The 23,340-nt window shown below is 67.3% G+C and carries 16 protein-coding genes; 9 read left to right on the top strand and 7 right to left on the bottom strand.

Going from position 1 to position 23,340, the window contains the following annotated elements:
- The first annotated feature begins 72 nt into the window (after window positions 1–72).
- Together KY501_RS09315 and KY501_RS09310 are read left to right on the top strand one after the other, a co-directional pair.
- Window positions 73–1,905: an FHA domain-containing protein gene (locus tag KY501_RS09315; RefSeq protein ID WP_224362315.1), complete on the top strand. Its 1,833-nt coding sequence runs from the start codon at window positions 73–75 to the stop codon at window positions 1,903–1,905.
- 95 nt (window positions 1,906–2,000) lie between these two features.
- The gene (locus KY501_RS09310; protein ID WP_224362314.1) at window positions 2,001–2,672 is read left to right on the top strand and encodes a LysM peptidoglycan-binding domain-containing protein; all 672 of its coding nucleotides are present in this window, start codon (window positions 2,001–2,003) and stop codon (window positions 2,670–2,672) included.
- A gap of 83 nt (window positions 2,673–2,755) precedes the next feature.
- Here KY501_RS09310 and KY501_RS09305 read toward each other — a convergent pair whose 3' ends face one another.
- From KY501_RS09305 to KY501_RS09290, 4 genes are all read right to left on the bottom strand, one after another.
- Entirely contained in the window at window positions 2,756–5,935 is a 3,180-nt protein-coding gene (locus KY501_RS09305) for an efflux RND transporter permease subunit (RefSeq protein WP_224362313.1), read from the bottom strand.
- A gap of 41 nt (window positions 5,936–5,976) precedes the next feature.
- Window positions 5,977–7,041, bottom strand: coding sequence for an efflux RND transporter periplasmic adaptor subunit (locus KY501_RS09300; RefSeq protein ID WP_224362312.1), 1,065 nt, complete (start codon window positions 7,039–7,041; stop codon window positions 5,977–5,979).
- Window positions 7,042–7,065: 24 nt separating this feature from the next.
- Window positions 7,066–8,349 (bottom strand): TolC family protein, encoded by a 1,284-nt coding sequence (locus KY501_RS09295; RefSeq protein ID WP_224362311.1) that lies wholly within the window; start codon window positions 8,347–8,349, stop codon window positions 7,066–7,068.
- A 68-nt stretch (window positions 8,350–8,417) separates the two neighbouring features.
- Window positions 8,418–9,029: a TetR/AcrR family transcriptional regulator gene (locus KY501_RS09290; protein WP_224362310.1), complete on the bottom strand. Its 612-nt coding sequence runs from the start codon at window positions 9,027–9,029 to the stop codon at window positions 8,418–8,420.
- A gap of 166 nt (window positions 9,030–9,195) precedes the next feature.
- On the opposite strand from KY501_RS09290, the gene KY501_RS09285 reads away from it, so the two are divergent.
- The 5 genes from KY501_RS09285 (at window position 9,196) to KY501_RS09265 (ending at window position 17,183) form a co-directional block, all read left to right on the top strand.
- Window positions 9,196–10,647: a hypothetical protein gene (locus KY501_RS09285; RefSeq protein ID WP_224362309.1), complete on the top strand. Its 1,452-nt coding sequence runs from the start codon at window positions 9,196–9,198 to the stop codon at window positions 10,645–10,647.
- A gap of 9 nt (window positions 10,648–10,656) precedes the next feature.
- Window positions 10,657–13,428 (top strand): PKD domain-containing protein, encoded by a 2,772-nt coding sequence (locus KY501_RS09280; protein WP_224362308.1) that lies wholly within the window; start codon window positions 10,657–10,659, stop codon window positions 13,426–13,428.
- Window positions 13,429–13,527: 99 nt separating this feature from the next.
- Window positions 13,528–15,225, top strand: coding sequence for a glycoside hydrolase family 99 protein (locus KY501_RS09275; RefSeq protein ID WP_224362307.1), 1,698 nt, complete (start codon window positions 13,528–13,530; stop codon window positions 15,223–15,225).
- Window positions 15,226–15,333: 108 nt separating this feature from the next.
- The gene (locus KY501_RS09270; protein ID WP_224362306.1) at window positions 15,334–16,062 is read left to right on the top strand and encodes a hypothetical protein; all 729 of its coding nucleotides are present in this window, start codon (window positions 15,334–15,336) and stop codon (window positions 16,060–16,062) included.
- 119 nt (window positions 16,063–16,181) lie between these two features.
- The gene (locus KY501_RS09265) at window positions 16,182–17,183 is read left to right on the top strand and encodes a hypothetical protein (RefSeq protein ID WP_224362305.1); all 1,002 of its coding nucleotides are present in this window, start codon (window positions 16,182–16,184) and stop codon (window positions 17,181–17,183) included.
- Window positions 17,184–17,239: 56 nt separating this feature from the next.
- Here KY501_RS09265 and KY501_RS09260 read toward each other — a convergent pair whose 3' ends face one another.
- From KY501_RS09260 to KY501_RS09250, 3 genes are all read right to left on the bottom strand, one after another.
- Entirely contained in the window at window positions 17,240–18,940 is a 1,701-nt protein-coding gene (locus tag KY501_RS09260) for a sigma-54-dependent Fis family transcriptional regulator (RefSeq protein WP_224362304.1), read from the bottom strand.
- 143 nt (window positions 18,941–19,083) lie between these two features.
- Window positions 19,084–20,262 carry a DUF2314 domain-containing protein gene (locus tag KY501_RS09255; protein ID WP_224362303.1) on the bottom strand — a complete coding sequence of 393 codons (1,179 nt, stop codon included), beginning with the start codon at window positions 20,260–20,262 and terminating at the stop codon, window positions 19,084–19,086.
- Window positions 20,259–20,873: a deoxynucleoside kinase gene (locus KY501_RS09250; protein WP_224362302.1), complete on the bottom strand. Its 615-nt coding sequence runs from the start codon at window positions 20,871–20,873 to the stop codon at window positions 20,259–20,261. The genes KY501_RS09255 and KY501_RS09250 overlap by 4 nt, the downstream gene beginning before the upstream one ends.
- A 277-nt stretch (window positions 20,874–21,150) precedes the next feature.
- On the opposite strand from KY501_RS09250, the gene KY501_RS09245 reads away from it, so the two are divergent.
- Together KY501_RS09245 and KY501_RS09240 are read left to right on the top strand one after the other, a co-directional pair.
- Window positions 21,151–21,945: a lysophospholipid acyltransferase family protein gene (locus KY501_RS09245; RefSeq protein WP_224362301.1), complete on the top strand. Its 795-nt coding sequence runs from the start codon at window positions 21,151–21,153 to the stop codon at window positions 21,943–21,945.
- A 110-nt stretch (window positions 21,946–22,055) separates the two neighbouring features.
- Complete coding sequence (locus KY501_RS09240) at window positions 22,056–23,339, top strand: tetratricopeptide repeat protein (RefSeq protein ID WP_224362300.1); 1,284 nt, start codon at window positions 22,056–22,058, stop codon at window positions 23,337–23,339.
- The last annotated feature ends 1 nt before the right edge of the window (window position 23,340 follow it).

The raw sequence follows: 23,340 nt of genomic DNA, 5'->3' as shown, positions 1-23,340 counted from the left end.
GGCGCTGAGACCCTCGGGCCGTGTGAAGGTCCCCATTCTTTCGCTATCGTCGTACCACCCCGGAGGTGCGCGGTGCCGCGGTTCATCTTCAAGCGTGGTCGTCTCGACGAGGTCACCTTCGAGATTGGAGAGGGCTCCGCCTCCATCGGTCGGGCCAATGAGCAGACCATCTGCATCCCCCACCCCAGCCTCTCTCGCCAGCATGCCCGTGTGGAGAGCGTCAACGGCGAGTACTTCATCGTCGATCTGCAGAGCAAGAACGGCACGCAGGTGAACGGCCTGCCCGTGCAGCGCCAGAAGCTCCGGTCGGGAGACATCATCACCCTGGGCGAAATCACCCTGTTCTTCGAACAGAGCGCCACCGCGCCGCCAGTAGACCTCCATAACGAAGACACTCCCCTGCAAACCCAGGGGCTGGAACCGCGCCCTCACGCCATCCGCGAGCTCACCTCCATCTCCCTGGAGAAGCTGCTCCAATCCTCGGAGCGCCGAGCCACCGTCCAGGCCGATCCCTCCAACGCCGTCGCCCATCTCCATGGAAAGCTGCGGATCCTCCTCGAGATGGCCAAGCTGCTCTCGCTGACCGATGAGGTGGACATTCTGCTGGGGAAGATCCTCGACATGGTCTTCCAACTCCTCTCGGCGGATCGCTGCGCCATCCTCCTCCTCAATGAGGAGACAGGACTGATCGAGCCGCGCGTCACGAGGACGGCCCAGGGCGCGCCCGCGCAGCAACCCATCTACAGTCAGAACATCGTCGACTACGTCATGCAGCGCAGCGTGGCGGTGCTCTTCTCGGATGCCGCGCACGACCCGCGGCTCGATGCGGCCCACTCCATCATCTTCCAGTCAATCCGCGCCTCGATGTGCGTCCCCTTGAAGCCCAAGGATCAGGTGATCGGGGTGCTGTACGTGGACAACCTCTCCACACCCAACCGCTTCTCCGAGGAGGATCTCGAGTTCCTGGTGGCCTTCGCCAGCCATGCCGCCATCGCCCTGGAGAATGCAGCTCTGTACCGGCGCATCGAGCGGGAGACCGTGGAACGCATGCAGATCGTCATGGATGCGAAGCTCGCCTCGCTGGGCTCCATGGTCAGCGGCATCGCGCACGAGCTCCGCAATCCCCTGAACTTCATCAACAACTTCGCGGGCCTCGCCACGGAGCGGGTCGACGAGCTCACCTCACTGCTCGGCAACCAGCGAGACCGGATGGAGCCGGCCGCGCTCGCGCAGTTCGAAGAATCCCTGTCCGCCCTGCGAGAGAACACCAGCCGGATCTCGGGGCATACCCACCGAGCGGATGCGATCATCCATGGGATGCTGTTGCATGCCCGCCGGCCCCGGGGAACGCGAGAGACGGAGGACCTGAACACTCTCGTGGCGGAGAACGTGAGCCACGCGTTTGGAGGACACCAGGGCGGGCCCCTGGAGATCCAGTTGGACGAGCAGTACGACCCGTCCATCGGGCCCGTGGAGATGGTGAGGACCGATCTCGGGCGCGTCATCCTCAACATTGTGGACAACGCGCTCTACGCCATGAAGCAGAAGCTGCGGGACCTGGGGCCGACCTACAAAGCCGTGCTGCAGGTGCGCACCCTCAACCGAGGCGACTTCGCGGAGGTGCACATCCGCGACAACGGCCCCGGAGTCCCCTCGGAGATCGCTCCGAAGATCTTCGAGCCGTTCTTCACGACGAAGCCGCCCGGCGAGGGCACCGGGCTGGGGCTGTCCCTGAGCCACGAGATCGTCGTGCAGGGCCACCAGGGATCGCTGCGCATGGACACCGACGCCCGGTCCTTCACGGAGTTCATCCTCACCCTACCCAAGAAGTCCCGCAGCAGGCGACCGTCTTCCTCGAAATGGCCCGCCGTGGCGGATACCACCCCCCTCCCGGGGAGGACCTGACGCGTCGCATTATCGGCAAATTCCAAGAGCCCGAGAAATTCCGGCGCAACTCCTGGTGGGACGTCTCGACAATGGGTCCAGGAGATTCAATCTACATGTCCACATACCGCATCAAGTCGGGTGACACCCTTTCGGCTCTGGCCACGCGCTTCAAGACCACGGTCAAGGATCTGGCGAAGGCCAACAAGATCTCGAACCCGAACCTCATCATCGCGGGCAAGACCCTGAAGGTCCCGGGCGGGGGCGACAGCTTCGACACCGGCAAGACGGGCAGCAAGAGTGGAACTGGCAAGAAGACCACCACGGGCACGGGCGGCACCAGCGGCTCGAAGGGCACCGGCAAGACCGAGGGGACCACCAACGTCAACGGCATCAAGGTGACCCCGGCGATGCGCAAGCTCGCCAGCGCGGGCCAGAACGCCGCGATGAGCATCGGTGGGTACAAGAGCCAGGGCCTGTGCGCCACCGGCGTGAGCAAGGCCATCCAGAACGCCTTCGGCTTCAAGGTCTGGGGCAACGGCAACCAGATCGACAACAACCTGCCGAAGGACAAGTTCAAGCAGATCGACATCCCGCTGTCCGAGGCGCTGAAGATCCCGGGCCTCGTGCTCACCTGGGAGAAGACCTCGACGTCGGCGGGCCAGAAGTACGGCCACACCGCCATCACCACCGGCGACGGCAAGGGCTCCGTGAGCGACTTCATCGAGCGCAACACGCTCGGCGCCGGCGGCCGCAGCGGCCTGAAGATCTTCATCCCGACGATGTAGTTCCCGCTCCTCAGCGGACCATCGTCGCAAACCGACGCCCCCGGGGTTGCTGACCGGGGGCGTTGTCATGTCCGCGCTCGGGACTACGTGGCCGTGGACTGCAGCGACTCCTCGGGCTCGGCGCCCTGGCGGTCGAGCGCATCCAGCTCGTCCCGGCCGCGATCCACGGGGGCCTTGCGCGCCACCTTGTTGCGGAACCACACCACCAGATCATCGAGCAGCGAGTAGATGACCGGCGTGGCCAGCAGCGTGAGCAGCAGCGAGAGCGTCTGTCCGCCGACCACGATGCCCGCGGTGGCCCGGTTGAAGCCCGCGCCGATGCCCTTGGAGGTGACGAGCGGGATCATGCCAGCCACGAACGCCACCGTCGTCATGAGGATGGGGCGCAACCGGTCCCGGTTGGCTTCGAGGATGGCCTCGAGCCGCCCCATGCCCTTGTCGCGCAGGTTGTTGGTGTGATCCACCTGGAGGATGGAGTTCTTCTTCACCACGCCGAAGAGCACCAGCAGTCCTAGAGCGGACTGGATGTTGAACGTCTGCCCGAAGATCAGCAGCGACAGGAGCGCGAACGGCACCGTCAACGGCAACGAGACGAGGATGGTCAGCGGGTGCAGCCAGCTCTCGAACTGCGCCGCGAGGATCAGGTACATGAAGACGAAGGACAGGCCGAAGGCCACCATGAAGGAGACGACCGTGCGTCCCATCTCGCGGGAGCGCCCGGCCGGCTGAGCCGAGTACCCGGCCGGCAGGTGCTGCTCCTTGATGATGCGCTCGAGGTTGCCCGACACCACGCTCTCGCCCATGCCCGGCTGCACGTTGGCGGCGACCGTCACCTGCCGGCGGCGGTTCAGGCGGCTGATCTCGGAGGGCCCCGTCGCCGGCCGTAGCTCCACCACATCCCGGAGCGGCACCATGCCCAGCCTGCTCGAGGGCACCGTCATGAGGTTGATGCGCTCCACCTGGCTGCGATCCGCCTCCTGGGCGCGCACGCGGACGTCATAGTTCTCGCCACCCTCTTGGTAGGTGGACACCTTGAGCCCACCCACCAGCAGCCGCAGCGCGTTCGAGATGTCCGAAACCTGGACGCCAAGATCCGCCGCCTTGTCGCGCAGCACGTGCACGCGGACCTCGGGCTTGCCCACCACGAGGCTCGAGTCCACGTCCACGGCGCCCGGCGTCTTCTTCAGCTCCTCCACGACGCGCTTGCTGTACTCGCCCAGCTTGTCCAGATCGGGGCCGTTGAGGATGTACTGCACGGCCTTGCTGGAGCTGCCCGCGTTGAAGGCGCTCACGTCCGACACGTCGATACGCAGCTCCTTGGGCTGCTTCGAGACGATGTCCCGCCGCGCCCGGGCCGCAATCTCCTGCTGCGTCTGCACGCGCTGCGAGGGATCCACCAGCCTCACGTACACCTTGGCCACGTTGGGCGTGCGCTGCGCGTTGTCACCGATGGTGACGAGCGTGTGCGCCACGCCCGGCAGCCGCCGCGTCTCGCGAGCGATGCGCTCGGCCACCAGGTGGGTGGCCTGGAGGCTGGTGCCCTCGGGGGCGCGGATGTTGATCTCGAAGTTGGCCTCGTCATTGGGCGGCAGGAAGCTGGCCGGCACCGCCTTGAACAGCGGCACGCACGAGCCCAACGTCACCACGCACGTGACGACCACCAGCCACCGCTGCCGCATCACGAAGCGCAGCGCCTTCATGTAGACGTCCTCGATGGGCTGGTAGAAGCGGTCCACGAAGCGCTGCAGCACCGACTTCTTCGCGTGCCCGTGCTCGGGGGGCGGCTCCAGCCAGCGCGCGGCCAGCATGGGCGTGAGCGTGAAGGACACGAAGAGGGACACGCCGATGGCGAACGCCATGGTCAGCCCGAAGCCCTTGAGGAAGCGGCCAACGATGCCACTCATGAAGGCCACGGGGAGGAACACAGCCATGAGGCTCAGCGTGGTGGCGAGCACCGCCAGGCCGATGTCCTTCGTGGCGAGGATGGCCGCCGGGAAGGGCTTGAGCTTCTTCTCCTCGATGAAGCGGAAGATGTTCTCCAGCACCACGATGGCGTCATCGATGACGATGCCCACCGCCAGGGCCAGCGCCAGCAAGGTGATGATGTTGAGCGTGAAGCCCTCGATCCACATCAGCGCGAACGTGCCAATGATGGAGATGGGGATGGCCAGCGCCGCGATGAGGGTGGAGCGCACGTTGCCCAGGAACAGGAGCACCACCAGCGCCGAGAAGACCGCGCCCAGAACCAGGTGCTCCTTCACCGAGTCCACCTGGGTCTGGATGGTGCCCGAGGTGTCTCGCACCACCTCCAGCTTGTAGCCATTCGGCAGCCCCGACTGGATGCGCGTCAGGCGCTCACGCACGCCCTTCACCACCGCGACGGTGTTCTCACCGCTCTGCTTGCGCATCGACATCACCAGCGTGGGCTGCCCATCCAGGCTCGCCGACGTCTCCTCTTCCACCTGGCTGTCCTCCACGCGCGCCACGTCCTGCACACGGATGGAGTGACCATTGGTGGTGCGGATGACGATGCGGGCCAGCTCCTCGACGGACTCGACGCGCCCCTCCACGCGCAGGGTGAGATCGCGGGGCCCCGTCTGGACCCGGCCTCCAGGAGACTCGAGGTTCTGGCTCGCCAGGGCCCGCTGCACGTCCGCGGCGGTGAGGCCGTGGGCCCGCAGCGCCTCGGCATCCAGCCACACGTTCACCTGCCGCTCACGCCCACCGACGATCGTCACCTGCCCCACGCCGGGGATGTTTTCGATCTCGCGCTTGACGCGCTTGTCGGCCAGCTCGGTGGCCTCGCGCACGGAGGCGCTCTCCGGTCGACGCAGCGCGATGTAGAGGATGGGCGACGAGTCCGGGTCCAGCTTGGTGATGACGGGCTGGTCGATGCCCTGCGGCAGGTTGGGCAGCGCGGTGGACACGTGGTCGCGTACATCCTGGGCGGCCACGTTGATGTCCTTGTCGAGCACGAAGGTGACGAACACCTGGCTGACACCCTCGCTGGACGTCGAGCGCAGCTCATCGATACCGGAGATGGTGTTGACGGCCTCCTCGATCTTCTCGGAGATCTCCGTCTCGACGACCTCGGGCGAGGCGCCCTCGAGCCGCGTGGTGACGGTGACGACCGGGAAGTCGACCTTGGGGAAGGCGTCCACGCCCAGGTTGCCGTAGCCGGCGATGCCGACGACGACAATGGCGAGCATGAGCACGGACGCGAAGACGGCGCGTCTCACGGAGATTCTGGCGAGCCATTGCATGGCGGAAGTCCTTTACGGAGACAATGTGAGCTGGAGCGCCGTCAGTTGACCGGCGTGCCGTCCTTGACCTGGTTGCCGGGCTGGTTGACGACGCGCTCGCCGGGCTTCAGCCCCTCGAGCACGGCCACGAGCCCATCCCGCTCCGGGCCCGTCTGGATGACTCGCTCCTCGATGTGGCCCTCCACCACGGTGAACAGGCGCGTGGTGCTCCCCTCCTTCACGAGCGCCGACCGAGGCACCGCGGGCAGGGGCTGATCGGGCAGCTGGAGGTGCGCGGTGGCGAACATGCCTGGGCGCAGCTTGTGATCCGGGTTGGGAACGACGGCCTCGACCAGCAGGTCGCGCGTGTTGGTGCGGACCGCCGCGCCGATGAACTTCACCGTGCCGGTGAAGACCTGCCCGGGGAAGGCCGCCACGTCGAACTGCACCTGCTGGCCCTCCTGGAGGGCGCCGATGTCCGCCTCGCCCACGGTGAGCTGCAGCCGCAGCGGATCCAGCTCGACGATGTTGGCCACCTTGGAGACGGGCTGCACGTACTCGCCCACGCTCACGTAGCGCTCGGCCACCATGCCGGAGAACGGTGCCCGCACCAGCGAGTCCTTGAGCGTGTTCTCCGCCAGCTCCGCGCGGGCGCGAGCCGCCTCGGCCGTGCCCGTGGTCGTCTTGCACTGGCTGGAGGTGCGATCGAACTCGTCGCGGCTGATGGCCCCCTTCTCGAAGAGCCTCTGGCTGCGCTCGCACTGGGCGCGTGCCAGCTCCTGCTGGGCCTGGGCGTTCGCCAGGTTGGCGCGTGCCTCGGCACCGCTGAGCTGGGCGTTGCGCGTGTCCAGCTGCGCCAGGGGCGTGCCCGCCTTCACGAAAGCACCCCGCTCGACGAAGGTCTTCACCACCTGGCCCGAGGCATTGGCAGCCACGTCCGACTGCTGATTGGACACCAGCGAGCCGGTGAGCGGGAGCGCGCGAGGCATGGGGTGCGGCGACACGGTGACCGTCTCCACGTGGATGGCGGGAGGAGGCGGCGTCATGGGGGGCTCGGCCGCCTGCCGGTTGCAGGCACCGAGCAGCAGGAGCGCGAGTCCACCACTCAGAAGGACGCGAGCGTTCATGGAAGAGTTCCTTTCAGTCATGAGTCACTTGGAAGCGAAGGGGTCCTGGCCCGAGGCGATGCGCAGTTGGAGGCGGGCGTTGGCCAGATCGGCATCCGCCTGGATGCGGCTCACCTCGGCACTGAAGGCGTCGCGCTGCGCCTGGAGCAGCTCCAGCTGCGTGGCCGAGCCCACTTCGTAGCGATCCTTGGCCCGGTCGGCGGCATGCGCGCTCGCATCCTGCTCGGCGCGAGCGGAGCGGCTCCGGGCGAGGCTGGCCTGCACCTGCCTCCACGTACGATGGATGGAGTCATGGGCCGCGCGGCGGGTCCGCTCCTCGCGCGCCTGGGCCGCGGAGACGCCGGCATCCTGCGCGCGGATGTTGGCGAATGTGGTCATGTCCAGGCTCCAGTTGAGGTTGACCATCGCCTGATAGGAGGAGGATCGGCCGGAGAAGCCCGCGGCGTTGGTGAGGCGCTCGGTGACGGAGGCGGACAGCGAAGGAATGAGGGTGAGGCGTTGAGCGCGGGCCTGCTTCTCGGCCGCGCGCGTGTTGGCCTGGGCAACGGCCAGCTGAGGCAGCGCGGGGTCCCCGGGGACGAAGGACTCGAGGGGCGGCTCTTCGTGCAGGTCGTCCCCCAGAGGAGCCGGGCTCCCCGTGAGCTCCGGCGTCAGGCCCGTGGCGGACTGGAGGCTGCGGACCGCGAGCGCCTCCTGCAGCTGGGCGGACGTCAGTTGCTGTGTCTGCCGCTCCACCTCGGCCTTCGCCCTGTCCACCTCCAGCGCCGGAGCACTGCCCGCGCTGAAGCGCTCCTCGGACAGCCGCAGGCTGGCGCGAGCCACCTCGAGGGCGCGCTGGGCCGCCTCGACGAGCGCGGAGTTGGCGAGCAGCTGGTAGTAGCCCTGCACCACGTTGGCCTCCACCTGAAGCGCGGTGGCATCCACCTGGTGCGCGGAGGCCTCGGCGCTCGTGCGCGCCGCGGAGACACGCTGGAAGCTGGCCAGATCCACCAGGGGCACACTCAGGGTGAAGGTGGCATCCAACTGGTTGTGGGGCGTGATGGTGATGGTCGCCGGGGGTGCGGTCGGATCCAGCGGGAGCGAGATCTCCGTGGCGTACTGGTTGCGCGTATAGGTGCCGCGCGCCGAGAGCCCCGGCAGCGTCCGTCCCAGCGCCACATCGGCCTGAGCCTGCTGCTGGAGGGCCCCCGCCTGTGCCTCGAGGTTGTCCGGGCTGCCCTCGCGCGCGGCGCTGACGAACGCCTCCAGCGGCTGGAGCGCCCAGGCCCCCCGAGGAAGTGCCAGGGCCGAGAGCCCACAGAGAATCATGAGTGAGGCCTTACTCAATAATTGGACGTGAGACAGACGCATAAGGTGTCCTGGAGAGGAAGAGAGGGTCAGCGTCGTGGAGGAGGAGTCGGACTCGCGCCGTGCAGCAGCAGGTCGACGAGGCCGCGAATGTAGAGGGCGCTGCTCGGCAGCGGCATGGTGTCCGGCCGGAGGATGCCCTGCATGACGTAATGAATCATCCCGCCGACGAGGGTGTAGGCGAACACGTCCCCGTCCACGTCCCTCAGCCGGCCGAGGTTCACCTCACCCCGCACATAGGCGGCAAGGGTCTTGGCCAGCATGGGCTCTGGATGCTCACCGCGCTCAAAGTGCTCGGGCAGGCCGCTGGGCCCAGGGTTGGAGAAGGAGAGCATGATCAAAGGCATGCGCACCTTCATGACGGCGAGTTGGGCCACGCAGGCGTCCTGCAGGTTGTCGGCAACAGTGCCCTTGCCCACCCGCTCGACCAGCTCCCGCACCTCGGGCGGTTCAGCGAGCTGGGGATTGAGCGCGGCGCGGAACAGCCCTTCCTTCGTCTTGAAGCGGTGGAAGAGGATGCCCTCGGACACCCTGGCACGATCGGCCACCTCCGCCGTGGTGGCGCGGATCCCCTTGGCGAGGAACACCTCTCGAGCGGCCTCGAGGATGTCTTCGTCTCGGATGGAGGGGCGGCGGGCCATGGCGCTTTCTTGAGCCAACACTCAATTACTGGGCCCGGTATAACGCCCCCCTCTCCGGCATGCAAGCGCGAGGTTTGGGAAACCCCGATACGGGTAAGTCCGCATTGACGCTTGTCGAACAGACTGGCTAAGCGAGCAATGTTCCCGCGAACGGAGTTTTCCACTGATGGCATCGCTTCTCTCGAAGGCCCGCGTGCTCGGCCTGTGCGTCCCCCTCATGCTGACGGCCTGTGGCGAGCCGGAGTCCCCTCCGTCCTCCCCTGCCCCCGTGCCCGTGGAGGACCTGCCGCTGCCACCGGCGGCGCGCTCTTTCAGCCTGCAGCGTGAGAACCAGGGCCCCTTCATGGAGCGGACGGTGGAGCGGTTCCACGCGCTCTCCTCGCGTTCGGACGTGAAGTCCGTGCTCTGGAGCGCCAGCGGAGGACAGCTGGAGACCCAGGGGTTGCAGGCCACCTGGACGCTGCCTCGGGCCGGCACGGCCTCGCTCACCCTCACGGCGGAGACGCAGTCAGGCGAGCAACTCACGGAGACCTTCCAGTTCCGAGTCTCCGCCGAGGCCTCGAGCCAGTCCGAGGGGAACCTGGCCAACGTGCCGCTCGCCCCCGTGGCCGTGGATACCTCCAGCGACAGCACGGGCAATGTCTGCGATCTGGCCTTCGACTCGACCGGCAACGGGCACCTCATCTACTTCAACGGCACCCACCCCTCGATCTGGTACGGCACCTGGAACGGCTCCACGTGGACGACCCAGCTGGTGGACGGCATGGGCTTCAACACGGGCGGTATCGTGCAGACCCCCATGGCGTTGACGCTGGACGCCGCGGGCAAGCCTCACATCGTCTACCGGTTGAACGGAAGGGGTGTGTGGTACGCCACGCTCTCGGGAAGCACGTGGATTCGTGAGCGCGTCGATTCCGCGGCGCTCCCTCCCTATGGATCCTCCGGTCGCGTCTCCATCGCCTTGGATCCGTCCCAGGGCAACCGCCCCACGATCGCCTATACATTTTACGGCCTTGACGCGGGCTACAACAGGGAGCGGACCGTCGTGGCCTACCGGGCGGGCGTGAACAGTTGGACCGCCGCCACTGTCCCGTTCCCGGTCCCCAACTCTTCCTACGATCAGACCCTCCGAGGGGAGATTGCCTTCGATCCCACGGGGACGCTCTACATCCCCTTCGCGAACAGCGCCATCGGCACCTGGAAGCCGGCCACGACCCCTACCAGCTTCCAGTTCCTCACGAACACGGCCTCTGAGCTCTACGAGGACTACAATGCGTCCCTGGTGAGGACGGCAGCGGGACACCTGCTGCTGCGAACGGGAAGCGTCATAGTGGACATCACTCCCGGCACCACCCAGCCCGTGACTGCTTTCTACGCCAGCGATACCGAGGCCTTCGAGGCCCCCGTGGGAGACCTGGTCGTCGTGGGGGGCAAGCCTCACGAGATCCACCTCCACGGGACCTCCCTGGAACAGACCACCCCCAACGCCAACAACTACTGGACCTATACGAGCCTCGGGACCGCAACCCAGAGCTCGCGCATCGCCAGCGCGCAGCGGCCCACGACAGGCGTGGTCCACTACTGCTTCCAGTCCGGCTCGACGGTGACGTTCCAGTAGAGCCAGACCATGTCCTCACGCATCCTTTTGATGCTCGCGGCCGTGGCGCTGGCGGGCTGTGGGGGTGACAAGCCCGCACCGCCTGAGCCCCCTCCCGTCGAGAACGCCGCACCCACCGCCCGCATCCTCTCGCCCGCGGACGGCACCACGCTGCTGGGCGCCGGTCCGCACGAGCTGACGGGCTCGGCCACCGATCCGGAAGACGGCGCGCTGAACGGTACAGCCCTGCGCTGGACCTCGAACCTCGACGGAGAGCTGGGCACGGGCAGTCTCCTGCGCGTGCAGCTCTCCGGGGGCGAGCACCGTCTCAGCCTGGATGTCACCGACTCCGGGGGCAAGCAGGCCCGCGCGCAGATCTCCATCACCGTCCTCGTCGGAGATCAGCCTCCGAGCGCCACCATCGAGTCGCCCACCGCGGGCGCCTCCTTCGAGGAGGGAACCCCCATTCCGCTGCGCGGCAGGGCTCTGGATCCGGAGACGGGATCGCTGTCGGGCGCGTCGCTCATCTGGAGCTCGGACAAGGCGGGCGTCATCGGCACCGGGACGCAGCTGTCCTTCACGGGAGCCGCGCGCGGCGCCCACCGTCTGGTGCTGAGCGCCGTGGATCCGGGAGGCAAGGTCGGCTACGCGAGTGTGACGGTGAACGTCGTCCCGCCGGGGACGAACCAGAAGCCGGTGGTCACCCTCACCCAGCCCACCGAGGGCGCGCGCTTCTTCACCAACCAGACCCTCACCCTGCAGGGCAGCGCGACGGACGCGGAGGATGGCACGCTGGGGGATAGCGCACTGGCGTGGACCTCCAGCAAGGACGGCAGTCTGGGCAAGGGCCGGCAGGTGACGGGCGTGCTGCTCTCGGCAGGCGTGCACACGCTGACGCTCACCGCCACGGATTCGCTGGGCGCCACTACGAGCGCGTCCGTGCTCGTCACGGTCACCGTGCAGGGACAGACGCCGCCCACGGCCACCATCACCCGCCCCGCCAATGGCTTCACGCTCTTCGAGGGCACTCCGCTCACCCTGGAGGGTACGGCCACGGACGCGGAGGACGGCTCCCTGTCGGGAGCATCGCTGCGCTGGTCCTCCAACCTCTCGGGCCCATTGGGGACTGGCAGTCCGCTCACCGTGCCTGGGCTGACGGCCGGCTCCCATGAGATCACCCTCACCGCCAGGGACTCGACAGGCAATGAAGGCGCCGCACGCATCACCGTGGAGGTGCTCCCCGCGAACGGCGCACCCACCGTGCAGATCACCTCACCGTCCAATGGTGCCCACTTCACGGTGGGCACCGTGGTGGCACTGCGAGGCACTGGCCAGGATCCCGAGGACGGCCCGCTCACCGGCAACAGCCTGACGTGGCAGTCGAGCCTCGGGGGGCAATTGGGCAATGGCACCTCGCTGGATGTGGGCTCGCTCGGCCAGGGCACGCACCAGATCACCCTGACGGGCAGAGACTCCGGCGGACGGGTGGCCAGCGCCAGCGTCCAGATCGTCATGGATCCCGCGCCCGTGAAGCTCCCGCCTGTGGCGCGGCTCACGGGTCCCTCGCAGGCCGAGGCGCGCCGCGTGGCGACCTTCGACGGCTCCACCTCCAGCGATGCGGACGGCACCATCACCCGGTACCGGTTCGACTTCGGGGACTCGACGACGCCCGTGGATGGCACGGCCGCTCAGGCCACGCACACCTGGCTCACCCCTGGCACGTACACCGTGACGCTCGAGGTAACGGACAATGATGGGCAGAAGGCCACGAGCACACTCACCGTGACCGTGACGCCGTACGTCCGGGTTCCGGAGGTGGTGGTCAATGGACCCGAGAGCTACGGCTCGGCGTGTCAGTTGGAGATGCGCGGCGCGGTGGCGCACCTGGCCTTCCACAACGTGACGCACCCTTCTCTTTGGTACGGCACGCGCACGGGCACCACCTGGACGATGGAACAGGTGGACGGCATGGGCTTCAACACAGGAGGCATCGTCCTGCAGTCCCTGGCGATGACCGTCTCCGCGGATGGGACACCGCACCTGGTGTACCTGCTGGCGGGCAGAGGGATCTGGTACGCCACCCGCTCCGGGAGCACGTGGATTCGCGAGCGGGTGGACTCCGCCTCGACCGTGCCGAATTCGAGCGCGGAAGTCTCCATCGCGCTGGACCCATCCAACAACAACCGCCCCACCATCGTGTACGGCTGGTACGGCTCCGTGCCCAGCGTGGGCACGTACTGGCGCACGGTGGTGGCCTACCGCGCAGGCGCCTCGACGTGGACCTCCGCGCTGGTCTCCTTCCCTGGCTCGGCCTCCACGGACCAGCAGCCCTGGGGAGACGCCACGTTCAGCCCGGGTGGCACCCTCTACATCCCTTACGGGAGCAACCTGCTGGGCGCCTGGAAGAGCGGGAGCGCGGCGGAAGCGCTGACGCTCCCGGCGAGCCTGGGAAGCGCCAGGACCTCCACGGCGTGGACCTCCACGGGCCCGCTGCTGCTGACCGCGAACGGGCTGCTGCAGGTGACGCTGGCAACGCCTTTCAACGCCAGCACCGTGAAATTCTCCTACGTGGAGGGCTTCACCCTCTCGCAGGTGGCTGTCGCCGCGGATGCAACAGCGAACCCACGCCTGGCTTTCGTGCATGGGGGCCAGTTGGAGGTGGCCCGGCGCGGCACGAGCGACTACTGGTCGCGCACGGAGGACTTGAGCGAGGTGGACTCGGGGAAGATCGACGCCGCCGTGGACACGGAGAACGAGACGCGGGTGTGCTTCTTCCGTGCCGGGAAGCTGCTCTTGTACTGAACGCGCCCATGCAAACCGGTTAATTCAGCTATTCCAGATAGTCTCGTTTTCTGATAGAGAGCCGCGCGCGGCGAGCGGTATTGCCGTTGGAGCCTTGCCATGACGCGGCCTCTCTGGAGCGGTGCAGCGGGCGTCGCCTTCACACTCGTGTTGGCGGCATGCGGTGCGGATTCATCTGAACGAAGCGGCGCGGCTCCTCCAGCGCCGGAGGAGCTGGCCACCGTCAGCTCTCCCGTGGCGGTGAGCAAGACCTTCACCAAGAAGGTCTACGTTCACTGGATGCCTTGGTTCGAGAGCAAGGCCACGTCTGGCAATGGCACCTGGGGCCAGCACTGGACCATGGCGAACCAGAACCCCGACCAGGGGCGGATCGCCGCGTACGCCTATCCGCTCATCGGGCCCTACGGCTCGGGGGACAAGGACGTCATCGAGTACCAATTGCTGCTCATGAAGTACGCGGGTGTGGATGGCGTGCTCATCGACTGGCCCGGCACGCTCAACTGCGTGGACTATCCGAAGAACAAGCAGAACGCCGAGGCCCTCATCGCCAAGACGGCCTCGGTGGGGCTGGAGTTCGCCATCGTCTACGAGGACCACAACCTCTCGCTGGCGCCCACGTATGGCTGCTCGGTGCCGGACAGGTACGCCGCGGCGCGGGCGGACATGAGCTACCTGCAGAGCAATTACTTCTCCAAGAGCAACTACATCCGCATCAACAACGCGCCGCTGTTGATGGACTTCGGGCCGCAGACCTTCACGGCTCCCTCGGATTGGACGAACATCTTCTCGGTCCTATCGCCCAAGCCCACCTTCCTGACGCTGTGGTACCAGCAGCAGCAGGCCCAGGGCAGCGCGAGCGGCGAGTATCCGTGGATCTACTCGGACTTCATCACCGGGTTGACGAACTTCTATAACAACCGTCCTCTCGGCGTGAAGTTTGGGGTGGCGTATCCCGGCTTCAATCCCTTCTATCAGGCGGGCGGCTGGGGCGGCCCCACGTGGACGCTGCCCTACAATGGCACCGGCACGTTTGGACAGACGGTCGATCTGGCCAAGAACAGCGGCGTGAACTGGATCCAGCTCGCCACGTGGAACGACTACGGCGAGGGCTCCATGATCGAGCCCACCCGTGAGTTCGGCTACGGCTTCCTCACCACGCTGCAGCAGAAGCTGGGCGTTCCCTATTCCCAGACGCAGTTGGAGCTGGTCAACACGCTCTTCAACCAGCGCAAGCAGTACGCGGGCAACTCCAGCAAGCAGGCCCAGCTCGATCAGGCGTCCGCGTATCTCGCGGCGCTCCAGCCCGATCAGGCCTCCGCCATCCTCAATGGCACCACGCCTCCGCCTTCGTCGACGATCTCCATCCCCAATCCCAGCTTCGAGTCCGGCACATCGGACTGGCCGACGTGGTCGCCCAATGGCACGGCTGGGGCTGCCTTCAGCGAAACGTACGGAGGAGCACACGGCGGCTCGTATCACCTGACGCACTGGAGCCAGTCGCCGTTCGAGACGTGGACGTACCAGACCCGTTCCGGGCTGGCCAACGGCAACTACAAGCTGCGCGCCTGGGTGAAGGCAGGCGGCAGCTTTGGCTTCGCGCGCATCCAGGTGAAGACGTGCGCCTCGTGCACGCCCCTCTACACGAGCCTGGGGACGTACTCGAACTGGACGCAGGTGGAGACGCCGACCATCTCCGTGACTGGCGGCTACCTGGAATACGGCTTCCACACCCAGGTCACCCAGTCCGGCGGCGCCTCGTACGTCAACATGGATGATGTGGAGTTGGTGAAGCTGTAGCCCGGAACGCGACGTTCATGGGTTGAAGATCCTCCACTGTCAGGGGTTGACCCCGCGCCGGACTTCCCCGAGCATGGAGTCGGGCCGGATTGCTGGGAGGGAAGATCCATGAACCGTCTATACCGTTCGGCCCGCGCGCTCGACGTACGCAGGCCGTCTGCCGTCGTCCTGTTCGCGCTCCTCGCTCACGTGGCTGCCTGCCAGCCTGAGCCGGTGTCCGAGGCCGAACCGGCCAGCGCTCCCTCGCCGATTCAGCCCGGCGGCATCTCGGGTGAGTCCGCGACTCCCCCGCGAGTCGACGCCGCCTCGTACTTCCTCACGTCCCTTCCCCCGCCGTCGCCCGGCAGCGGGGACATGATTCGAGGGAAGCTGACCACCTCCTCGTTTGGAGGCCCGGACTTCCGTTACGACGCCTACGTCGTCACGGCGCGGAAGTCTGGAACGGTGAGGATCCAGTCCAACGTGCTCGAATCCCAGCTCTATCCGTATGGCTACGCGTATCCGATCGAGCTGCTGGACATCGACGAAGGCTTCCAGCTCACCGCCTGGGCCTGCGAGAACTACCAGAACGCGCTCGACACCGGGACGGCCATCCTGGACCAGCGGGTGGTGGCGGGGCGCCAGTACATCCTGCTGTACAAGACCTTCACCAACTTCACGCCGCTCACGTACCACCTCACGGTGTCTCCCCTGCTGAAGGTCGAAGGCCAGATCCATGTGCCTCTCGATCCGGCCTCCGTCCCCCCGAGCAGCCCGGGCCTCATCACGCTGGAGAACCCGCGCCCGGACGTACTGGATCACTTCATGATCTGGCTGAACGACTGGACGAGCCTCTAAGGAAGAACTCGACTCCTGCTCCGGGTGGCCAGGGACTGGTGAAAACCCGAACCCGCGGGTTTGAAGTTGCACGGCGGAAGTGGACCTGTGCAAGAGCGCCCGATTCGTTCCTGGAGGACATGGCATTGCGTCTCTTGCGTCGGCTCGTGTTGGGGGTCCTGGCGTTCGCCCTGCTCATCGCCGGAGTCATTGCCTGGCGAGCCATCACGATCATCCGTGAGAGGGACCAGCGCGTCGCGGAGTTGCAAGCGGAGCTACCAAAGCTTCGCGCCGCCGAGACACTGAGCCCCCTGGACGCGTGTCACCTGGCCGAAGCGCACTACCTGGAGAGCAAGCATGCGCTCTTCACGGGCTGCGGGGATGTCTCGCTCGAGCCCCGAAATCCCGGGGTGCTGAAGTTCCATGGGCTCCAGCTCAGGCAGAGCTGGAAGCATGCACTCCTGGGGAGCGGCTACGTGCTGACGCTCTGCCTGGCAAAAGGGCCCCAGGGGTGGTCCGTCGCCGGAGGGGCCGATGAGTTGGCGGACTGCCAGTTCGAGACATTGACGGGGGACCAGACGCCCCAGGAGCAGATCACCCAGGCGCAGCGCTCACGCATGGAAGCGATGTACGCCGCCGTCAAGGAGGCCCTCGCCGGTCCGGAACCGGCCGAGGACGTATGCCCTGGAATCCACTCCACCCGAGAGGTGGAGGCGATGGATGCGGAGCTCCTGATCCTGGGGGCGACGCATCCCGCACGCGACAAGCGCCGCATCCGGTTCGGCGACCTCGTGTACAGAAGCTGTTTCCCCCCGCCAGGCGAGCGTCCGTGGATGCCGTGCGGCCAGGCGCATACCCAGCCCGTTGCCTATGCCATCGTCTTCGACGACGTCCAAGAAGAGGAGCCTGTCGAGACCGAGAAGAATCGCTTCGAAGGCGGCCTCTACACGGCGACCGTCAAGCTCGTGGACGTGCAACAGCACGTGGTGCTCTGCCAGCGCGACTTTACGTATACCCTCCCCTCCGAGGTCATGACCACGCGGCATGAGGGGCTCCAGCAAAGGTTCCGTGAGGGGGTCCACCAGGAGCTGCGCAAGAGCGTCAGTGCGCTCACCCAGGGGCAGCTCGTCCCCCCCTTCTGAGCCTGACCGCGCCGCGGGGGCCTTCGGGCCCCTTCCCTCCGCGCGGCCGAAGCCCCTCACCCCCGCCGGGAACGGTCCACCTGGATGGAGTACTCCTCGATCTTCTTGTCCAGCGTGGGGCGGCTGATGCCCAGGCGCTCCGCCGCGCGGATCTTCCTGCCTCCCGCGGCCTGCAGCGCCTCGGTGATGGCCTCGCGCTCCAGGTGCTCGACCATCTGCTGCAGACTGCGCGGCTTTGCCGCCACCGAGCCCTCCTGGATCTCCGGAGGCAGCCGCAGGGCATGCACCTCGCCGCCGGCATACACGCGTGCGAGCCGCTCACTGAGCAGCCTCAGCTCGCGGATGTTCTGCGGCCACGCGTACTCCGTCAGGAGGCGCTGGGCCCCAGGGCTCAACACGGGCGGAGGTTTCCGGGCCTCCCCCGCGCTGCGTCGGGAGAAGTGATCGAAGAGCGCGAGCACATCGGCGCGGCGCTCGCGCAGCGGAGGCACTTCGATCTCCAACCCCGACAGGGCCATGGCCAGGGCCATGTCCAGCTCGCCCTTGGCGGCCAGCAACTGCGCGGGAGCACTCGCGGTGGCGATGACGCGCAGATCCACGGGCTCCTCGCCCCCCTGCCGCGCCGGCGCCATCTTGCGCGCGAGCATCCGCGTCAGCCGCTCGATGACGGCGCCCGAGAGCCCCTCGACATGCTGGAGCAGCAGCGTACCTCCATCCGCGCGGAGGAGCGCGGAAGAGCGCGGAGGCTGCCCGAGCGCCCGTGTGCCTCCGAAGAGGAGCTCCTCCGCGGAGGGTTGCAGGCAATCCACGGCCACCAACGGCCCGAGCGCCCGGGACGAGTGCACATGGATATATCGGGCCAGCAGGCTCCTGCCCGTGCCGGGCTCTCCCGAGATGACGACGGGCGCCGAGTTGGTGGCCGCGCGGCGGGCCTGCTCCAACGTACGCCGGAAGGGCCGGGACGTGCCGACCTGCTCCACGGCGGCCTGCTCCTCCTCCGCGCGGGAGCGCCGAGCGGCATACGCCTCACCGCCCATGCGCCCGAGCGCCGCGGCCAACCCGACATCCATGGCGCTGAAGCGCGGCTCGTTGCATCCCACGTACAGCAATCCGAAGGGCCTGCCTCCCGAGGCCACCAACGGGGCGCACAGCGCGGTGCTCGAGGAAGCCACCTCCTTGAGTTCCAACGCCATGCTCGCCATGGCCCGAGGCACCTCCACGGAGGGCGCACCGGACACGGCCGCGGTGAGCAGCCCCTCCTGCCCGCTCAGCAGCGCCGCGGCCCGGTCCGCATTGAGCGCATGAAGGGCCTCCTCCACCAGCCGCCGCAGCACCATGGCCTCGCTGGTGGCGCCCAGCAGAGCCACTCCGGCCGAGAACAGCGCGGCGGCGGGCCCGACGTGCGGCAGCACCTCGGCGATGGGGACGTGGCTGGCGTCCAGCGGCTCCGTCTGCGCCGGGGCCGCCGGGGCGACCGGCTCGTAGATGGCCACCGTCTCCCCGACCTGGATGCGATCGCCCGGCAGCAGACAGGCCTCGCCCTCCACGCGCTGGCCGTTGACGAGCGTGCCATTGCGAGACTCCAGATCACGCAGCCATACCTGTCCCGCGCGCACGAAGACACGGGCGTGCCGCCGCGACACCTTGTCGTCGTCGATGGGGATCTCGCACGACGGGCTGCGGCCGATGGTGACCTCCGTGGCCACCTCGTAACGGCGGCCGGCGGAGGGACCGGAGAGCAGCAGCAGGGCTGGCATGGCGCGCGGAGCCTAGCGCCCCACGTGCGCCGGGCAAGGGAGCACTCGTGACACTCTAACGACACCCGGCCCACGCGCTGCGCCAGCCCACCGCGCCAGCTCACCGCGTCGCGGCAGCCAGCGGCGGACACCGGACCCGCGTCCTACATGGGCCGTTCGGCGATGAGCAGGGCGCGGATCTCCTCCTCGTCCAGCGTGCGCCCCTCGCGGCTGATGGCCAGCGCGTTGATGTGCTCCTCATCCACCTCGACCTGGGCGCCCTTGCGCCACTCGGTGGTGTGGACGGCACCATCCACCAACTTGCCCACCAGCGTGCCATCCTCCCAGAGAATGGCTTCGAGCCAGAGGTTCTCCTCGACCGCCTGACCCTCGGGGTGGGTCTCGAAGGGAGCCCGGACCAGGAAGGTGAGCGGCTCCATCAACCCCTTGCGCATGAAGCGGGCCTTGAAGGCAGGCAGCAGGGCCTGGGACTCGACCCGCAACGCCTCGGTGCGCTCCTCGGGCTCGGGGATGAAGCGCTCGCGGTAGGGGCGCAGCAGCTCCGCCGTGTTGTGCCGTCCCAGCGGGGACACCACGCTGAGGAAGAGCGACTCATGGCCCTCGAAGGTCTCCAGCGGAACGCCCAGCAGGTTCACCCGGGCCTCCTCGGAGGGCACCATCGTGAAGGACTGTCCTTCGCTGGTGTGCACTTCCTTGCGAGGCTCCGGCCCCTGGCCGAAGGCCATGTCCGTGCACAGCTCGTGGAGGAACATCTCCGCGGCCAGCAAATCCTCCTCGCCCAGGTGGAAGATCTCCAGATCGCGCGTGCCGAACTTCTCCATCCCGTGCGAGTGCACCCACAGAGGCGTATCGCCCTCGATGGCCGCCACGGCATGCAGGTTCACGTGGTCGCGGATGTCGAAGTCCAGCTCGGTGATCTCCACCACGTCCGCCGCGTCATGGAGCTTGTAGGCGGTGAGGTCCAGCAGGACCCCCTGCGAGTGCTCCATGAGGGTGCGGGTGCACCACAGGGCCTCGAAGACGGGAACGGTGGGCTGGGGCCCGGAGCCAGGCTCGAGGGAGATGCGATAGAAGCCCTTGGCGCGCTGGAAGACCTGGAGGGCCTCTTCACTGCCCGTGAGCAGGCGGGGATCCCAGACCTTGGCATTGGGCCCCTGGGTGCTGAAGCGCACTTCCACCCGAGTGCCCTCGGCGTGGATGGCGAACCCCTCACCATCCTCGAGCGGCGAGAAGCGCACGTCGTCCGACTCGAACGTCTGGCGCAGTTGCTCCAGGGACGCCGAGGAGGACGACTCGATAGCGAGGATGTAGACCTCCTTCACAGGTGCTTCTCGATCTGGCGGAAGAGATCGACCCGATCCACCAGGTTGGTCAAGTAGTCCAACTTGTCCGTCGGGAGAACGAGAACAGGGGACATCTTGTAGTTACTGAACCATTCCTCGTACAGGGCGTTGAGGCGCTTGAGGTAGAGCGTGGGGATGTCCTTCTCCATGGTACGGCCGCGCAGGCGGATGCGCTCCTTGAGCGTCTGCACGGGACAGCGCAGGTAGATCATGAGATCGGGCGGGGTCAGCACCTGGGAGATCGTCTCATAGAGCTCGCGGTACATCTGCCAGTCGCGCCGGTCGATGAAGCGCTGGCGGTGCAGGTTCTTGGCGAAGATCTCGGCGTCCTCGTAGATGGTGCGGTCCTGGAGGACGGTGCCCGCGTGGCGCTCGAGCTCCCGGTGCAGGCGGAACTTGTGGGTCAGAAAGAAGATCTGCGAGCGGAAGGCCCACTTCTTCATGTCCTTGTAGAAGTCGGCGAGGTACGGGTTCTGGTCGTTCGGCTCGAAGTACGGGGTGAGGCCGTACTTGCGGCAGAGGAACGATGTGAGCTCTGTCTTCCCGGCGCCGATGTTGCCCGCGACGGCGATGAACTTTTTCCTGGCCACGCCACCCCTGCTTGTAACCTCACCGGACGACGCATACCAGCACCAAAGGGGGTGGCGGACCGTGGTACAACGCGCCGCTCCATGCCTCCGCCCGGTCCCGTCACCCACGCGCTCGGTGTGGCCTTTGGGGTAGCGCCCCTGAGTCTTGGCCGCCACGAGAACCGTCCTGCTCGCCCGAGAGCCCTCCAGGGCACCAGGGAAGCTGCGGGGGCTGGGTTCCCACAACAGAGCCGCGCACACGCTCCGGGTGTGGCAGGCTCTCACTTCAAGGCCACAGATGGTACGTAAGTTCTTCTGCATGTTCGTCGCGGGAGCGTGGACGATGTTCCTCTTCCCGTTCACGGTCCTGACGGTCCTGATCTTGGGCGGGGATGCCACGGTGTGGATCTGCCGCCACCTGTGGGGTCCCGTGCTGTTGTGGGCGGGAGGGGCTCGGTTGGTGGTGCATGGCCAGGAGAACGTGGACCCGAAGCGGCCCACGATCTACGTGGCCAACCACCAGTCGACGCTGGACATCCCGGCGCACTTCGTGGCGGTGCCGGTGCCCTTCCGCTATGTGGCCAAGAGCCAGCTGCGGTGGGTGCCGGGCATTGGCTGGTACCTGTGGATTGCCGGGCACATCTTCGTCAACCGCTCCAACCGGAAGGCGGCCATCCAGTCGCTGGAGAGGGCTGGGCAGAAGATTCGCGGCGGCACCAGCATCTTCCTGTATCCGGAGGGCACGCGCTCTCCGGATGGACGGATCCTCCCGTTCAAGAAGGGGCCCTTCGCGCTGGCGCTCGAGGCGCGCGTGCCCATCTGCCCGGTCACCATCGAAGGCACGGGGAAGATCATGCCCAAGAACTCCTGGAACATCGTCCCGGGGCCCGTGCATGTGAAGATCGGCAAGCCGATCGACACCACCGCCTTCGCCGCGAACGATCGCGAGGGCCTGGCCCGGGCCGTCCGCAGCGTGATCATCGCCGACAGCCTGGAGCTGGGTGGCAAGGGAGGCGATCTCGAGGACGCCATCGCCGCCGCTGGCCACGAAGGCTTCAACAGCCCGTCCCCCTCCGTGGAGAAGACCTCCTGACCTCGAACGCGAAGCTCCCCTCCCCTCGCCGCTCCTGGCCGCTCCGCCGACCGGCCTTCGCCGCCGTGCTGGGCTTCAGCCTGCTGACGGGCTGCAGCCACGGTACCTCCATGGAGCGAGCGCTGAGCCCGCGCGAACAGGCCCACGTCTACCTGGAAGAGAACCAGCCTGCCCGGGCCCTGCCGCTGCTGGAGGAGCTGCACGCGAAGAGCCCGGACGATCTCGACGTGGCGCGCTCGCTCACCGAAGCCCAGGTGAAGTCGGGCCACGCGGACGCCTGGATTGCGGAGCTCCAGCGGCGCAACGCCCAGTCCGAGCGAGCGGTGAACCACTACATGCTGGGGCTGGCCTACTTCTCGCGGGCCTCGGATGCGGGGGCGCCGGCGGTGGCCGCTTTCGAGCGCGCCATTGCCCTGGCTCCGAACGAGGCCGAGTTCCACTACCGCCTCGGGATCGCCCGGCTGGAGTCCGAGAAGTATGCCGAGGCCCTGGGGCCGCTACGCCGCGCGGCCGAGTTGGCCCCCGATCGCGCCGCCATCCGTCTCCCGCTGGCCAAGGCGCTGCACCGGACGGGGGACAGCGTGGGCGCGGTGACTGCGCTGGGAGCCGTCGTCCGCGCCTCGCCTACCCCCTCCGAGGTGACGACGGCCCGGGCATTGATGAACCAGATCGCGGACCCGTTCTCCGGCTTTCCGAAGGCGGCCGAGGGCAAGCTCGAGGAGGGCATGCGCTTTCTCCAGGAGCTGGACATCCCGCAGTCGGCGATCCTGGCCTTCGAGGAGATCCTGCACGACTACCCGGACCTGGCGGTGGTGCACGCGCTGTTGGGGTTGGCGTACGAGCGGCTGGATGACGCGGGGCGCGCGGTGGACGAGTTCAAGCAGGCCATCGAGCTGGCCCCTCGGGATGGCAAGAACCAGTTCTATCTGGGGGAGCTGTACCTCACGCGGCAGCGGGCGGACGCGGCTCGGGAGGCCTACTCCAAGGCGGTGGCGCTCAACCCGCTGCTGGACGAGGCTTGGGCGCGGCTGGGGGATCTCAGCCTGGATCGGCGGGATCTGCCGGCGGCTCGGGAGGCCTTCCGCATCCTCACTTCGCTGCAGCCCGACGCACCGGCCCCTCGGGGCAAGCTGGCGATGGTGTACCAGCTCGAGGGCGACTTCCCGGCAGCCGAGCGCGAGCTGAAGCGTGTGGTCGAAAAAGACCCGGAGAACATGGAGTATGCGCTGAGGCTGGGTCTGCTCTACACGGAGCAATCGTTGAAGTCGCGGAAGGCGGAGGAGCGACGGACGACGAGCGAGGCGGCGGAGAAGTGGCTCCTGAAGGTCCTGGAGGAGCAGCCGGACAACGCGCTGGCCTCGCGGGCGCTGCAACAGATCAAGGCACAAGAGTAGC

It is taken from the genome of Hyalangium versicolor (assembly GCF_020103695.1).
In the GTDB taxonomy this organism is placed as follows: Bacteria; Myxococcota; Myxococcia; order Myxococcales; family Myxococcaceae; genus Hyalangium; species Hyalangium versicolor.
This window is presented reverse-complemented; position numbering and strand designations above follow the sequence as displayed.